General features: G+C 59.5%; 6 protein-coding genes and 2 pseudogenes. 2 read left to right on the forward strand and 6 right to left on the reverse strand.

All coding sequences use genetic code 11. The features are described 5' to 3' along the window. Positions 1–9: 9 nt before the first annotated feature. Positions 10–1,164 carry an SGNH/GDSL hydrolase family protein gene (locus BTIS_RS07280; protein ID WP_245819357.1) on the forward strand — a complete coding sequence of 385 codons (1,155 nt, stop codon included), beginning with the start codon at positions 10–12 and terminating at the stop codon, positions 1,162–1,164. Here BTIS_RS07280 and BTIS_RS07285 read toward each other — a convergent pair. The 6 genes and pseudogenes from BTIS_RS07285 to BTIS_RS07310 all read right to left on the reverse strand — a co-directional run. Beyond that, a complete protein-coding gene (locus tag BTIS_RS07285; RefSeq protein WP_094664092.1) occupies positions 1,126–2,175 on the reverse strand; it encodes a hypothetical protein in 1,050 nt (349 codons plus the stop codon). The two genes, BTIS_RS07280 and BTIS_RS07285, sit on opposite strands and share 39 nt — an antisense overlap. Before the next feature lie 68 nt (positions 2,176–2,243). After that, positions 2,244–4,292 carry an isopeptide-forming domain-containing fimbrial protein gene (locus BTIS_RS07290; protein WP_094664094.1) on the reverse strand — a complete coding sequence of 683 codons (2,049 nt, stop codon included), beginning with the start codon at positions 4,290–4,292 and terminating at the stop codon, positions 2,244–2,246. Between the two features lie 29 nt (positions 4,293–4,321). Beyond that, the gene (locus BTIS_RS07295; RefSeq protein ID WP_143248903.1) at positions 4,322–7,810 is read right to left on the reverse strand and encodes a prealbumin-like fold domain-containing protein; all 3,489 of its coding nucleotides are present in this window, start codon (positions 7,808–7,810) and stop codon (positions 4,322–4,324) included. A 1,970-nt stretch (positions 7,811–9,780) separates the two neighbouring features. Then, positions 9,781–12,636, reverse strand: coding sequence for a S9 family peptidase (locus BTIS_RS07300; RefSeq protein WP_245819371.1), 2,856 nt, complete (start codon positions 12,634–12,636; stop codon positions 9,781–9,783). A gap of 353 nt (positions 12,637–12,989) precedes the next feature. Then, positions 12,990–13,919 carry a glycerate kinase family protein gene (locus BTIS_RS07305; RefSeq protein WP_094664232.1) on the reverse strand — a complete coding sequence of 310 codons (930 nt, stop codon included), beginning with the start codon at positions 13,917–13,919 and terminating at the stop codon, positions 12,990–12,992. 426 nt (positions 13,920–14,345) lie between these two features. Further along, positions 14,346–14,582 (reverse strand): annotated as a pseudogene (locus BTIS_RS07310) (glycerate kinase); the annotation flags it as partial. Positions 14,583–15,635: 1,053 nt separating this feature from the next. On the opposite strand from BTIS_RS07310, the pseudogene BTIS_RS12320 reads away from it, so the two are divergent. Next, positions 15,636–15,776 (forward strand): annotated as a pseudogene (locus BTIS_RS12320) (DUF559 domain-containing protein); the annotation flags it as partial. Between the last annotated feature and the right edge of the window lie 357 nt (positions 15,777–16,133).

A 16,133-nucleotide genomic window follows, 5' to 3' on the forward strand; every position in this document is an offset into this window, starting at 1 on the left:
AGGAAACCCATGGTCAACGCAGAGTCCCAGCCCATCAGTATGAATCCTGCGCTTATGGACGCGACCCGTTCGACGCACGCCGATGATGCGCTCCCCCGCCGCGTTCATATCCTGCCGGACGATCCGGCATTGCGGTATACGGGTCGTGTGGATTTCGACGATCCGCAGCGTCCGGTACTCATCTACCCGTATACACTGATCGAATTCCGGTTCTTCGGCACGTCACTGCGCATGCAGCTCATCAATCGTCACAACTACTGGGAGAACGCGATCGGCGTGGTGATCGACGGCTGCCAGCGGAAGGTCGATATTCCATGCGACGACCGTGAAACGGAAATCGTGCTGGCCGACGGTCTGACGCCGGTGATGCATACCGTCACGGTGTTCAAACGTCAGGACGCCTGCCATCATGTGGAGCTGCTGGGATTCACCGTGGACGGCACGAATGTCGGGGTGCAGGTGCTGCCTCCGGCCGCCCCGCGACCACGGCTGCGCATGGAGGTGTATGGCGATTCGGTGTCGGCCGGCGAGGTGGCCGAGGCGGTGCATTGCTGTGGCCGGATCGACCCGGATGACAACAACGGGCAGTATACGAACGCCTGGTATTCGTATGCGGCGTTCGCGGCGCGCGAGCTCAATGCCGAACTGCATGACGTGGCACAGGGCGGCATCGCACTGCTGGACGGCACCGGCTGGTTCAACGGCCCCGACTATGTGGGGCTGGAGGATACGTACGACAAGCTGGAATACAACCCGACGCTCGGCGATTCCAAGCCGTGGGATTTCAACCGGTTCATCCCGCATGTGGTCGTGGTGGCCATCGGGCAGAACGACAGCAATCCGATCGACGTGATGGCCGACGACTACGATGGCGAGGCGGCCGTGACATGGCGTGATCATTATCGGATGTTCGTGGAACGGCTGCGCGAAATCTATCCGGATGCGCTGCTGGTGCTGTCCACCACCATCCTGTGTCATGACGCGGCGTGGGATCGGGCGATCGACGACGTATGCCGGGCCATCGACGATCCGAGGATCCTGCATTTCCTGTATGAGTCCAATGGCACGGGCACTCCCGGACACATTCGCATCCCCGAAGCCGAGCGCATGGGACACGAACTGGCCTCATTCATCGCCGATCATCTGCCGGCCGACATTCGGTAACGTCGTTTTCGCCACGCTGGCGTAGGCGGCGGTGTCGTTGCGTAGTTGGGCGATCTCGCGTTCCAACGCGTCGATGCGTTTGATCTGATACTCGATCAGACGTTCGCGGTAATCGGGTTCGCCCCAATCCCACATATGCGCGGTGGCCTCGCCACGAACCGCGCCCGCCACGGCGGTTCGGCGAATGCGTCGCACATCCTTGGCAGACAGCAGATTGCTCTCGCGAGAAGTCGCGTCGCAATCCGGGCCTTTGCAGTCTGCATCAGCACAGTTCGTGTCAGCGCGATCCATGCCAGCGTAATCCGTGCCGTCTCGATTGGGGCAGATGCCACGATGCGTTACGCCCTCCAACGATTCGGTATGGCTGGCGTATGCCATGACTCCGGCATCATCGTCACGATGATCGACGTTGACTTGCCCGACGATGCCATACGCGGGATGTCTAAACCCGGCAGCCTCGATCTCCGCGTTCCCGAACTCGGCATCCGCGTGCCCCGACTTCTCGATTCCGGCGCTCGTGGGCCCGACAATGGATGGCCGACCGACATCCGTCTGCATATTCCCGACGTGGGAATGGAATCCATAGGATTCCCCTATACCCCGCGGGGCGTCCACTCCGGCCGGCCCGGTCATCGGCGGCTCGTTCCCCGTCGGGCCGTGCATGATCTCGTCCATGCCGTCACCCGGCACAGCTTCGGCGTACGGCTGAGTACCATCACACGGATCAACACCACCATCCGGGCCGGCATGCCGCGCATGGACCTGCTTGGACAGTCGCCGACGGATCTCCTCCGATTCGCACCAGCGGGCGAAACACCGGTCGATGCGCTTGCGACCCACCAGTTCCGGATTGAGACCGGCCTCGCGAAAGATCGCGGTCGGGGATTCGCCGTTGAGATATCGGGTGATGCACGCATATTTGAATTCGTCGGTGTACAGAATGCGTTCGGCACCGACATGGTATACGGCCGGCAATGAATTGAGATATTGGCGTTCCTCAGTGGTGAACATGATGACCTCCTTTGGTCGGTGGCGCCCATCCCGATCATCGTTGACCGGGGCGAGCGCCCTCTGTTTTTCTACATATCGCTTCGCTGCAACGCCCGGATGCGAAGGCCCAGGACGACCGCACCGGCTACAAGCAGCGCCACGACAGGCGCGAGCATCACGACTCCGGCCGCACCGGTCTTCGGCAAGGCCGACACATTACGTACGTTGCCGACGATGTATTCGAAGGTGGGTGCCGAATCCGCGTCGACGACATCGCCAGTCGTATCGGTTCCTCCGGCCGCGTCACCGCCGGCGTCACCGGTTCCCTGCGTCACCAGCTTCCACGAATCCCCTTCGGGGGCGCTGAACGTCACGGTCGTCAGATGATGATCGCCCCACGCGGTCGTCCCGTCCGGCCGGGTACTGGAATCCTGCCGATAGTCGGCGGTGATGGCGAAGCCGAATTCGGGAAGCACGGCACTCTGATACCCGTCGGGGGCCTGCGTTTCCGTCACGGTATAGGACCCGGCGTCCAATCCGGTCAGTCCGTCGATCAGCCCGTCGTCGTCGGATACAAAAGTCTTGGCGTCAGCCGCATTCTGCGTGTACCGCCATCCGACGGATGACGATTCGCCCTCTTTGCCGTCCTGTTCGCCATTGCCGGCACCATCAGCCGCACCCGCCGGACCGTACTCCTTGAGATATCCCCGTTCGGCCGACTTTACGATGAACTTCGCCCCCGCCAGCGGCCGATGAGTGCCAAGATCAACCTTGCGCAGACGGAAACGAAACGTGTAGACGTTCACTTCGCCGCCGGGCACGGTAATTCGATCGGTCAGGTCTTCGGGATTATGCGAGTAGGTCAGATCCACTTTGTTCGGGTTGGCCTGCGGCCGGTTCGGCTCGGATACGACGGCGTTGTCGTTCAGCGTGGCGGTGATCGTCACGACCACGTTCGCGCCTTCCCGCAACGGTTGGGTTCCTTCGTTCTGATTCACGTAATTTCCCAGATCGATGGCGATCTCCGTGGCGGGTTTTCCGATCACGGCGTCGGGAACCTGACCTCCCGCGCCCTGTCGGGACTCGTACACGGTGTCACGCACACTGACCGTGTAGTCGCCCGCACCGCCGTTAGTTGATTCCGTCAGCGCCGTCTCTCCGACCTTCACCGCAACGACTTTTCCGTAGGTCAATCCGTGACTCATGGTGTCGATGATCTGATAGACGCGACCGGTGGACGCATACCCGGTGTAGATGGGTACGGTCGAGGTGATTTCGTAGTAGATGGTGTCGCCGACGCCATAGTCGGGTTCCGGTTGCGGACGACCGTCGGGGTCGACGATCTGCTTGTGGATGGGAACGGACTGGTTCTTGAGGTTGATCACGCCGTCGGCAAGTGTTGTGGATGCGTCGGCTTCGGCGTCCCACACTTCGAGTCTGGTGCCCACCACCATGCGGATGGAGTTGGTCCATGATTCGGAATCGCTCGCATTGTTCCGTTCCGCGTTGTGCTGGACTGTGGCATCGACGACCAGATACAGTCCGGGTTGCAGACCGTCGATGGTGACCGTGACCTTCTCCCCGGTGGCGACGATGGTGTCGTCATTCGCGGTGACGGATGCGGGAGTGCCGAGTTCGTTCGGATCGAGAGCGATGGCGAATGATCGGGTGAGCCCGGTCCAGGGTGAGGCCGTGACCTGATCGAGTCGCCCCTCGACCTGTACCGCCCAGGCGAGAGGATCCCCTCCGACGTCGGGGTTATATGCCGGATTGGCTTGTGCCATGGCGTTTTGGATATTTCGGTAGGCGGAGGCCGGTTCGGTGATGGTGTCCAACCCCGCCGAGCTGGAGTTCGCCAATGTGGTGTATGTTCCCAGCCGGTAGGCGGCGAACGTGCGCCCGCGAATCTGCGCGCTGGTGTCGGCGGTGATGGTGATGGACGTGCCCGTGACCGGATGATTCTCGGTCGCGTCCGGCACCGGAGCGGCGGCCGCAGACGGAATTCCCCAGCCGGGCATCGTCAAGCCTGTCATCACCATCGTTGCGGCGACAATGCCGACGATACGTGTGACGATCTTCGAGAGAGGCACACGCTTCGTTGCGTGTGCACGACCTGTTGCATTCATGACAGTCTTCATGAGTGTCTCCTTTCATTGCTGATCGCTGATTACGCACGGTATGGGCGTCTAAGCAACGCCGCGATGATGCGGGATTCGCCGGCCAGGATCAGCAGAATGATCCCGATCAGCGCGCATTGCACCAATGCACCGCTGCCACCGGTCAGCGGCAGTTCAACCACGGAAGGATGATTCGTCGCGGTGGCCACGCAGATTGGCAACGTCGACGCGGTATCAATGACGGCACGTGAATCCTTCGTGACGGTTGCGCATCCGGTCGCCACATCGGAGCCGATCGCACTATTGCCGTCAACCCCGGCGTTCCCGTTCCCGGCATCGGGTTCGGCATCGTCAGCGGATTGGTCGGCAAGACTGATCACGCCATTGTGAACGGTGACGAGCATCCATACGTTCTTCTTGTTGGCGTAGAGCTCTCTGCCGTCGCCATCGACCGGCGTACGAATCTCCCGAATCGTATAGGTGCCGTTCGGCAGATTATGCACACTGATCGTGCCACGCTCATCGGTGATGAGATCGACGGTCGTGCCGCCCGGATCAGTCGTGCCACCCGTACCGTCAGTGCCACCCGTACCGTCAGTGCCACCCGTGTCGTCTGCACCGCCCGTGTCGACAGGTGCGTAATTGTAGGATCCCGTGCCGGCGATCGGGACAAAGGCCAACGGTTGCGCGGGAATCGAACCGTCCTCGTTGTCAGCGTCCGGCAAGTGTCTGCCCTCGAAGATCTGGAAGACGGCGTCGCGAAGCGGACTGCCGCTGTCGTCGACCTTAAGCAAACGGAATCCGGAATTCACCACGGCGAGCTGGCAATCACTGCTGTTGTTCTTCCCGTCTTCACAGAGCGTGCCGATCAATCCCGAAATCGGACGATAGGTCAACGTGCCGTCAGCGTGCAGAATCACATGGAACTTCGGCGGCTCACCGACCGGCAGCAGGTACCCGGGAGGGGCCTTGGTCTCGGTGATCGTATAGCTCACGGATTCGCGCAACAGCTCCCCGTACTGCTCCGAATTCGGATCGTCATCGTATCCGAACACGTCGAGCAGATCGATGCCGAAAACCTGTACCTGACCATCAGACCCCGAAATCATGGTCTTCCCGGCACCTGGATATCCTTCCGGGACATGCATGTACGAACCGGACTGGCCGTTACTGCCGTCGCCATTACCGTTGCCGTTATTACTATCGCCATTGTCCATCGGAGCGATCAACAGATCGTCGGACGTGAACTCCGCGCCAGGCAGCGGAGTCCCCTGCTCGTTACGTTTGAGAAACGACAACCGTCCCCATATCGCATTGACGAACCGTGGTGCGAACGTGAGCGTTTCGGCGTCGAACCGCCCGCGCTCGCCTTCCGTTGCGCCGTTCTGCGTCAGATCGTTGCCGAACCGGTCATGCGTTCTGACGATGTAGCTGTCGGAGGACAGCGTCATGGCGTTGCGTTCGTCGATTTCGCCGCGTACCCAGATCACGAATCGGGACAGATCATAGGCGACCTTGCCGTCGCTGTTGTCCTGTTGCGTGACGCAGCCGCCGCCCGAACTCTGTTCGCAGAGCTGGTATGAGAACCATCGGGAGGACGACGAGCCGTATCCTGGGGATATGTCGTACGTGGTATACGCGATGGTGAGATGCGCGTTCAGACGACTGGCGGTGTGTGTCAAGGACGGGGAGCCTGTGGGGTCGGTTTTGACAGTGGGGTCAGGCTTCATGAAATCCGTGCCCATATCGCCCGGTTTGAGTTGAAAGGCGAATGATTGATCGTTCCCGCCGTACCAGTCCTCGCCCATGGTCATGCGATCATCGTTGATGCGGAAACCGCGGTTCGGCATGGGCGTCATCTCCGCCGTGGTGGATACGCCATCCCGATCGTTGGGCAATGCCGTCAGTAGGAGTTTGAACTCCCCCGGCTTCTGTGCCCGTCCGACCATCAGTTTGCTGGGATCAACGGTGATCGAATCGATGTTGGAAACCTGCGGGGATACGATGCCGCCGGCGGAGACCGCGCTTTGGCTGTTGTTGACATTCGTCTCGTCAGCAGTCAATCCATCTGCGTCTAGATCGCCCAACGACCGATCGGACTCCTCAGGATTTGAATCCGGCGGCATCGTAATCAGATCCTTACCCGTGATATCCGTTAACTGAGTAACAAATGCACTATTAACTCGCCAATAAGAATCGGCTTTATGACTCACCTCCGTGGTGATCTCCGCGATATCGCGGCCGAAGAACACGTTGCCCCTGGTTTCGTCGGCCGGTGAGGGACGGGACATCGTCACCCGATATTTGAACGGATGGGCGCCGTATGGCTGGGTGTAGTCGTCAACATCGACAGGGAAATACACTTTCGATGTAGCGCCATTGCTTCCCCAGTAGGCATATTCCATCTCTTCTGTCTGCGAGGCCACGCAATACCGGGCTCCGTTGCTCAGCTGTCCATCACATCCTTGTGGCATCGGCGACCAGGAACCGCCATCATTGAGATTCGGTGCCTCCGATTCGATCCACGCATCGCCTTCGATGCCATCAGCGTCTAGCGTGCTCTGATACCAACGCCCTTCGTCCTTCCACGTCCCATCATCATTGCGCTCAGTGAACCGCTGTTCGTAGACGTACCAGGCACCGTCGGCGGCATGATATTCCGGCCAGAGCACGAACTGCACACCGCCATCCCGAACGCCTACGCTGCCGTCGGGGTTGATCGCATCGGCCTGTGATGCGGCAGAGACCTCATTGAATTCCGCCGCATCCGGCTCGATCTTGGCAACGATGAACCGGCTGCTGGAAATATGCACGCGCTTCCCGCCGGAATCGGAAGCCTCGGCAACAACATCGATGCGCGCATCAGCGGTGTTGGTCAGCACATGGGTCACAGCCCTGCCCCAACCTCCGCCAGACGTATCCGCCGGCCGGGAATCGTCGTGGGCACCGGGCGGCGCTCCCAGCGACATCAGGAACGCGATTAGCCCGGCGATCAATCGACTGATGAACTCACCCAGCGATGCCTCGATAATCAACGACAATTGCACCAAAATAAGAAAACCCTTCATTCCCAGCCTCCATTGCTGTCTCTCGGTTGAGTACAGCCATCGTAGGGTCAGGAATTCGGGGTCAGTACCCCCTAAGCGCATCGCCGATGGCAGCGGGTCATACAGGTGATTATCAATCCCAGTAATTGCAATATATATCCGTGAGGGGGCCACATTCGACCACATTGCCGACCAACGCCAGAGCACGCTCTGAAGGGGGTACACGGGAACTCGCCACTGGGGATCCAACAATCCACACACCGCAGGCCCACACCCACAGGGACTATCGAAGCAGTTTGCCCCAGCCCAGAGGACTATCGCAACACTTTGATAGTGGACTATCGAAGCAGTTCGACCCCAGCCTAGGGGACTATCGCAACAGTTCGACCTTGTCAGGCCGGTTCCCCAGTGGACTATCGAAGCACTTTTCACGTCATTCCCTCTCCGATAATGGACTATCGAAGTAAAGCGGAAACCCAACACCACCGTCACAGCGCGTCATCGCAGCGATTCTTCCGGCTCAGGCGAGCGTAGCACATACCAAAACCAAGAAATCACACTGCTTCCCAATCACATGGACTATCGAAGCAGTTTGAGGCTCAGCCTAGTGGACTATCGCAGCAGTTTCGGGGACTATCGCAACACTTCGGCCTTGTCAGGCCGGTTCCCCAGTGGACTATCGAAGCACTTTTCACGTCGTTCCCTCTCCGATAATGGACTATCGAAGTAAAGCGGAAACCCAACGCCACCGTCACAGCGCGTCATCGCAGCGATTCTTCCGGCTCAGGCGGCCGTAGCACACACCAAAACCAAGAAATCACACCGCTTCCCAACCACATGGACTATCGAAGCAGTTCCGCAATCCTCCACCACCCGGTAGTGGACTATCGCAGCAGTTTCGGGGACTATCACAACACTTCGGTAGTGGACTATCGCAGCAGTTTCGGGGACTATCGCAACACTTTGGTAGTGGACTATCGAAGTAAAACGAAAACCCAACGCCATCCTCCGACAAGCCCCCAACGATTTTCCCCGGCCCGGGAGTGTCTCGGTAAGTGTGTAACTGGTCTTGGCCGCCGGTCCGTGGGCCAGCGGAAAAGGGCCTGTGATGAGCATGCCGACTGAGACAATGGAAACGACGAAGAAGCCCGCCGTCGGCAAGGATGACACAGAGCGGACAGCCACGGACAGCCGGATGATGCAGAACGAACAGCTAGGTGGCACAGCGGACAATCAAGTGGCAGACAACCAAATGGCACGGAACGGACGAATAGCGGATCGGCGTATTCCCTGCCGCAAGGCGTGGCACGGAACGACGAAACCAGCTCCAACACCATTCCCTGCCACGGGTCATGGCAGAGAATGACAGTATCGCCCGAATCGACGTTCTCTGCCACGATTTCCTGCCACACAATGATCAGCAGGGCGCTGTGCGCATTCTCTGCCACGATCGTCTGGCAGAGAACACGCGAAACCGGCTCCAACGACATTCTCTGCCACGGCCGTCACCCCGTTATCACGCCCAAGACCGAGAAAACCCCGGACCCCACATCATATCCGCCGGATTTACGTGCAAATATGACGGAATTTCGTGGCAGAGAATGACAGAAAATCTCGTATTGTCATTCCCTGCCACGCCCTTTGGCAGGGAATGACGGCAGGCGCCCATATCTCATTCCCTGCCACCATGATCATGATCACTCCTCCTAAGTCCGCTCCCGGAAGCAACACGGCCAGACACCTGTCACGGCCGATGGCAGCCAAGACCAGTTACACACCTAATGAGACACCCCCTAGGGGACTATCGCAACACTTCATAGTGGACTATCGCAGCAGTTCATAGTGGACTATCGAAGTAAAGCGGAAACCCAACGCCACCGTCACAGTGCGTCATCGCAGCGATTCTTCCGGCTCAGGCGGCCGTAGCACACACCAAAACCAAGAACACACCGCTTCCCAATCACATGGACTATCGAAGCAGTTTGAGGCTCAGCCTAGTGGACTATCGCAGCAGTTTCGGGGACTATCGCAACACTCTGGCCTTGTCAGGCCGGTTCCCTAGTGGACTATCGAAGCACTTTTCACGTCGTTCCCTCTCCGATAATGGACTATCGGAGTAAAGCGGAAACCCAACGCCACCGTCACAGCGCGTCATCGCAACGATTCTTCCGACTCAGGCGGCCGTAGCACACACCAAAACCAAGAAAACACGCCGCTTCCCAACCACATGGACTATCGAAGCAGTTTCGGGGACTATCGCAACAGTTCGGCCTTGTTAGGCCGGTTCCCTAGTGGACTATCGAAGCAGTTCCGCGATACTCCACCACCCGATAGTGGACTATCGCAACACTTTGGTAGTGGACTATCGAAGCAGTTTCGGGGACTATCGCAACAGTTCGTAGAGGACTATCGCAACACTTTCCCTGACCAGTCCGACGATCACATGGACTATCGAAGTAGTTTCACTCGGCGAGCGCCTTGCGGAGGAAGTCGCGCTGGAACAGCAGCAGGTTCTCGGCCACGGTCTCGTCGTTCGTCATATGCGTGATGCCGGTCAACGGCAGCATGGTATGTTCACGACCGGCGGCCAGTAGCGCGGAACTCAGCCTCAGCGAATTCGCCACGGTCACATTGTCGTCGGCGAAACCATGGATCAGCAGTAGCGGACGACGCAGATTCGGCGCGTCCTTGATCAGACTGTTGCGCTCATACACGGTCGGGTTCAGGCCGAGATACCGTTCGGTGTAATGCGTGTCGTACAGCGTCCAATCGGTGGGCGGGGCACCGGCGCAGGCGGCGTGGAACACGTCGGGCGCACGCAGCACGGCCAGTGCGGACAGATATCCGCCGTACGACCAGCCGATCATGGCCACATGATCGAGGTCAGGCTCGGGAACACCGCAATCGGCGCGGGACAACGGCAGTGACGACATTGCCTCGGGCAGTGCGTGAACGGCATCCATCTGATCATCCAACGCAAGATCGAATCGTTCGAACATGGCATGATCCCAGTGCAGACCGCGCGCGCCGGTGCCACGACCGTCGGCCGATACCACGATGAAGCCCTGATCGGCCCACCACTGCGAATCCCAGTAATACGAGCGGCTGAACATGACCTCGCGATGCATCGGACCGCCATACGGCTTCATCAGCACCGGCAGTTTCTCCGCATGCGCGTACGGGCTGGACTCGGACGGCAGCGTGATCGCCGCATACATGCCGCGCTCGCCCAGTCGTACGAATTCAGTACGTGGCGTGAATCCGGGGATGTCGGCATGATTGGCCACGATCGCAGAGTATCCGCTGTCCGCGTTCGCACCGAACATGTGCAGCATCACGCTGCGGTCGTCATGCATGGTCCGGCCGAGCAGAACCATGCCGTTGCCGGAGCGCGAAGCCGTCCACACGCCCGTTTCCGTATTCATCACAATCGGCTCAGGACATCCGTCGGACGCGGAATCGATGGCGAAACGGTTGCCGAAACCGCCGGCATCATCCGCGCCGTCACCTCCGTTCTGCGCGTCGATGCGATGATCATCCGTCAGTTCCTGCCAATACGAGCCGATGAACTCCTGCCCATCCTCCGGCAGCGGGAAGCTCACCACGTCCACAGCGCGCGCGTCACGGGTGGCGCGGGCAAGCACATCATGGTCGGTCACGTCGAGTACGTCGAGGATCTGCCAGCCGGCGGGGGTGAACGCGTGACCGTCCACCGCCAGACGCATGGTGTCGGTCTCCTCGTCGGGCATGGCGGTGATCAGTCGACCGCCCGGCGTCCACGTGGGACATCCGTGGATCAGGTCCAGCCAATACCGACTGCCACTTACCGTCAATGTGCTCGTCGGCAGCCAACGCTTCGCCGACTCCTCTCCGGTGAACGAGTCACCATCCGCGGCGAGGGAAAACCCGTCAAGAATGTTGTGCTGCGAGGCGAATCCCACATGCGGATCACTGCCTTCGGGCTTGATCGCCAGCACCTGATCGGCGGTCTGACGACGATTCTGCACGAGCAGCAGCGGGTCTCCGCCACGACTCCAATGCACGTCGGCCAGATATTCGTAGCCGCGACGGTCCCACCACACTTCGGGCAGGTCCTCTACGCTGGCGAACGCCATGTTGCCGGCGCGATGATCGGCGGAACCGATGTCGAAACGGAACAGACGCACGTCCGCGTTCCGGGTAAGCGCCTGCGGATAGTGTCGTGACTGCGCGGGCTTGGTGGGGTTGGCGGGATCGGAGATGTGCCACAACGGTTCGGGCGACTCGTCGGCACGTTCGATCAGCAGACTGCGTGAATCAGGCGACCACCAGAAGCCCTCGTAACGGTCCATCTCCTCGCCGGCGGCGAACTCCGCCAGACCGACCGTGACATTCGGATCGTCGGATACGCCACACACCGAACGTTCGTCGTCGGGCTGACCGTTTTCGCCGATCACCACGAGGTTGATCATGCGGCCGGTGGTGTAGGCGACCAGGCGGCCGTCCGGGGAGATGCGCGGATTGAGCACCGGACGGAACAGACGGCTGCGGTGGCCGCGGATGGCCATGGCGGACACGTACCAGGTATCGCCGAGTTCTCGCGTAACAGCGTGGAGCTCGCCATCCTCTACGGTCACACGAACCTGGGCGGGGCGGCCGGCGGCGGATGCGGCGGAGTTGTCGCGGGCGGAATCGTCACGCGTGGGATCATTACGGACGGGATCATCGGGATCGAATCCCGACTCGTCGAACCCGTTATCGCCAGCATTGTTATCGTTCGCAAAGTTTGAAAAATCAACGTTTTCCAGCATGATATCGGGGTCTTGGCGTTCAACGTCGTCAATGAATTCGATATCGCCATCGAAGACGAACGTGGTCAGCCACAGGCGGCCGCCGACCGTGAACACCACGCGATTGCCGGAATCGTTGACGCTGTATGACACGATGCCGTCGGCGGATTCGCGGGCGCGCTCGCGGCGGGCCTTCTCCTCGTCGGGGATGTCGTCGGAATCGGCATCGGCGATGTCGCGGCCGTTGCCGGAATTGCCGTTGCCGGACGACAACAGCGTCCGTGGATCGGCCAACAGCGTCTCATGATGATTGCCTGCGCTGTCGAACCAGCTCAGCCACAGGCAGGTGACATCGTCTTCAGGACCACGTGAGCGCAGGAACAGCGCGTGGGAACCGTCGTCAAGCACCGTCGCCGAGCGCGGGGCACCAAGCGAGAACCGCTGTGTACGTGCCTTGGCCCGCGGATACGCGGCGATTGCGGCACGAATCGTTTCGGACGTTGCCGTCGCCGGGCCCTCGCCGGGCACCGCGGTTACGTCGTCAGTCATCATGTCATCAGTCGTCTGCTGTTCGGTCATAGTCACACACCTCACCATAAATGAACCCCAAACCATTATGCCGATAAGCGGATGATTACGCACGTCTCGGCACGCAAAGCATGGACACGGTCAAGCGTGTTGACGAGTCAGCAGGTCGATGGGCGAATGTGATGACGGTTCATGACTGTCGGTTGGTTGACTGACTGATCGGGAGGGACTGACTGGGTTGGCTGGCGGATCAGGGTTGGTTGACGGCCGGCGAGACCGCAGACGGCGGGACATCGAACGAACACGAGTCGTCGGCAATGTCACTGTCGCCACAATGTCATCATCACCATGGTGTCACTGTCTCCGCAGGACCGCTAACGACTACGACTGAGCCGAATTAGACGGCCCACGTTTTCGGCGGTACGGGACAGATTCGCCGGACCGTCGGCAAGCGCCTGCGCCAGCGATTGTGCGCCGGGAACGATGCCGAACACCGCGTCGATGCCCAGATCATACAGCTGATCGATACCCTCTCCCACGTATCCGGCGAGCGCGATCACGCCGATCTGTGGATTGCCGCGACGCACGGCCCGCGCCACACCCATCGGCGTCTTGCCGTACTGCGTCTGGAAATCGATGCCGCCTTCGCCGGTGATGCAGTAGTCGGCGTCCGCCGCACGCTCGGTTAGTCGCACGGTTTGCGCAACGATCTCCACGCCGGACCGCATGGCGGCGTTGGTGAACGCGAGCAGTCCCGCGCCCAGGCCGCCGGCACCACCGGCACCGGGCACATGGGCGACATCGATGCCGAGATCACGTGCGATGACGGCGGCATAATTAGTCAGGTTCGCGTCGAGTCGTTCGACCATCTCTGGAGTGGCGCCCTTCTGCGGGCCGAACACTGCGGATGCGCCGTTGGGGCCGATCAACGGATTGGTCACGTCGCAGGCAATCAGCACGGTGGTGTCCGCGAGACGCGGGTCCATACCGGACACGTCGATGGACGCCAACCGGTCGAGGAATCCGCCGCCACGAGGAATCGGATTGCCCGTAGCGTCAAGGAAGCGTGCGCCCAACGCCTCGGCCATGCCGGCACCGCCGTCGTTGGTGGCGGAACCACCCACGCCAAGAATGATGGTGCGGGCACCGTCGTCGAGTGCGGCACGAATCAGCTGACCGGTGCCGTACGTTGTAGTGACCAACGGGTTTTTGGTGGTGTCGTCTACGAACTGGATGCCACTGGCGGCGGCCATTTCGATGACGGCGATAGGATGCCGCGCAGACGGGGATGCCTCGGATGCCATGGTCTCGGTCTCGGTCTCTGCGGTCGGGGCGATTGGGGTTACGGCAGCCGCCGAACTTGGGAATGGTACAGGAACCGAAGCTACTGCGGCAGCTGGGGTTGCAAGAACTGGAGACGAAGCGGCGGTTGGGAAAGCCGGGACAATTGGAGCGGTCGCGTAGACCTGGGATGCTGTGATCGCGGTAGATTCAGGTGCCAAGGAAACCGGGGATAGTACGGAAGTCGTCGAGCTTAGGGATGACACAGGAACCGAGGATACGGTCGGAGTCTCGGCATCGTCAGCACCGTCGGTATCGGCAATATTGGCAGCATCGGCAATATTGGCAACGTCATCAGCACCGTCGGTATCACCAACACCGTCAGTATTACCAACACCGTCGGCATTACCAACACCGTCGGCATTACCAACACCGTCAGTATTACCCAACAGCCCATATGCCGCAACGGTTTCGCGCTGCAATGGGTCAAGTACACGTGTCTGCCGCAGCACTCCCCCGGTGGCGTCGATCAGCGACTGCACCGTACCCTCGCCGCCGTCCGCCATCGGCACCATCACATATTCGGCGTCGGGAAACACTCGCGACAGCCCCTCACGTATGGCGTCGGCAGCGGTCTTGGCCGTCATGCAACCCTTGAACGAATCCGGCGCGATAACAAACTTCATTAGTGGCTCCTCCAATCGCTACCCAACTTACGAGTTCATCTAGGCAAGTTCGTTACGTGGGCCGTTAGCTGGGCCGCGCACGGCCCACGTAACGCCACATAAAAAACGTTGCAATTTCAACGATTTCGACGTTTTGTTAGCTGGGCCGTGCACGGCCCACGTCACGCATAACAATGGCGAGGATGAGCAGAGAAACGACGTAAGTAAGTGGAGCAGACAGAAGGAAGACAGAACTCGTGCGAATGTGGACAACTTTTCAGTTATTCCACTTATCCACATTCTCTGCAGACCATGTGGCACGATGATGCGAACCCGTTTACGCTCGCCGATATGAACCGATATCAGCGAACGAACACATCCGGAAACAGTAATCCAACGAGCAATCCAACGACACGCATAGCCGCGCCTGTCACTCACGGCATCGTCCGCAACTATCTTGCGCGATCACTGATTCAAGAACAGCAAACCATGCTGCAGCAGTGCTACGACCATCTCACTCGAAGAACACGTAATCATCAGCTCGTTTACACTGGTACGACAGCGCTTAAACTCTGTTATCTCGAAACCCCATGGTGCCCTCGACTGCGTGATTTCACATTTCAAGTGATGTATGACAACCGCAGACAACGACCGAGTCGCCATGACACCGGATACATCGTTTGGCATGACACCGCGATACGCCAAAAGGATTTCAGCGATATTCAATTCGTCGTCAACAACACACCGATCATCTGCACCCACCCGCTCGTTACGTGGGCCGCGTTGTCCAGACATCTCAGTCAGGTTGAAGTGATCGTTCAGGCCGATGCCATTGTACGCGCGACAGCTTGCCCCATACATATCACGACGAACGACATTACGACGTTTCTCAATCGGACCGGTGAATTTGTCGGGAAAAACAGGTGCCGCGCCGCCTTGCCATTCCTCTCCACGATCACAGATTCCCCGATGGAGGCCCGAGCCGTTCTTGCACTGATGAAAGTGGGACTGCCGCGACCGCAAACCCAGTGGAGAATCTACATTCCCGAGCTGAATTGGACAGCAACAGTGGATATGGCCTATCCGGAACAGCGCATAATCATTGAATATGATGGCGATGCGCATCGCGTTGACAAAAAACAATATCGATGGGATGAGCGAAAACGTCAGGCGTTACGTTCCATGGGATATACCGTGATCGTCGTGTTTGCGGACGATGTATTGACCGCCGACGGACGCAATCATTTTGCGTTACGAGTCGGGAAGGCACTGCATGTGGAGGTCTCTGGACAACCGATACCAGAGTACCGGGCACTGCTCAACGATGAGCGAGATGCGGCGAACAGGGAACGCCAACGTAAGATGCGGCAACGAAAACGAGTTCAGCGACAGGATGCGAGTGGAAACTGAGCCCTGAACCGGCTTGGAGACGAATTGATCGAGCTCACGAATTTGGCAAGAACGTTACGTGGGCCGTTAGCTGGGCCGAGTACGGCCCACGTAACATAATATAGAAAACGTTGCAATTTCAACGATTTCGACGTTTTGTTAGTTGGGCCGCGCACGGCCCAC

It is taken from the genome of Bifidobacterium tissieri, assembly GCF_002259645.1.
In the GTDB taxonomy this organism is placed as follows: Bacteria; Actinomycetota; Actinomycetes; order Actinomycetales; family Bifidobacteriaceae; genus Galliscardovia; species Galliscardovia tissieri.

Excerpts from the sequence above, each read along its gene's own strand:
- BTIS_RS07280 (WP_245819357.1), top strand. The coding sequence starts at position 10 with ATGGTCAACGCAGAGTCCCAGCCCATCAGTATGAATCCTGCGCTTATG.
- BTIS_RS07285 (WP_094664092.1), bottom strand. The coding sequence starts at position 2,175 with ATGTTCACCACTGAGGAACGCCAATATCTCAATTCATTGCCGGCCGTA.
- BTIS_RS07290 (WP_094664094.1), bottom strand. The coding sequence starts at position 4,292 with ATGAAGACTGTCATGAATGCAACAGGTCGTGCACACGCAACGAAGCGT.
- BTIS_RS07300 (WP_245819371.1), bottom strand. The coding sequence starts at position 12,636 with ATGACTGACGACGTAACCGCGGTGCCCGGCGAGGGCCCGGCGACGGCA.
- BTIS_RS07305 (WP_094664232.1), bottom strand. The coding sequence starts at position 13,919 with ATGGCATCCGAGGCATCCCCGTCTGCGCGGCATCCTATCGCCGTCATC.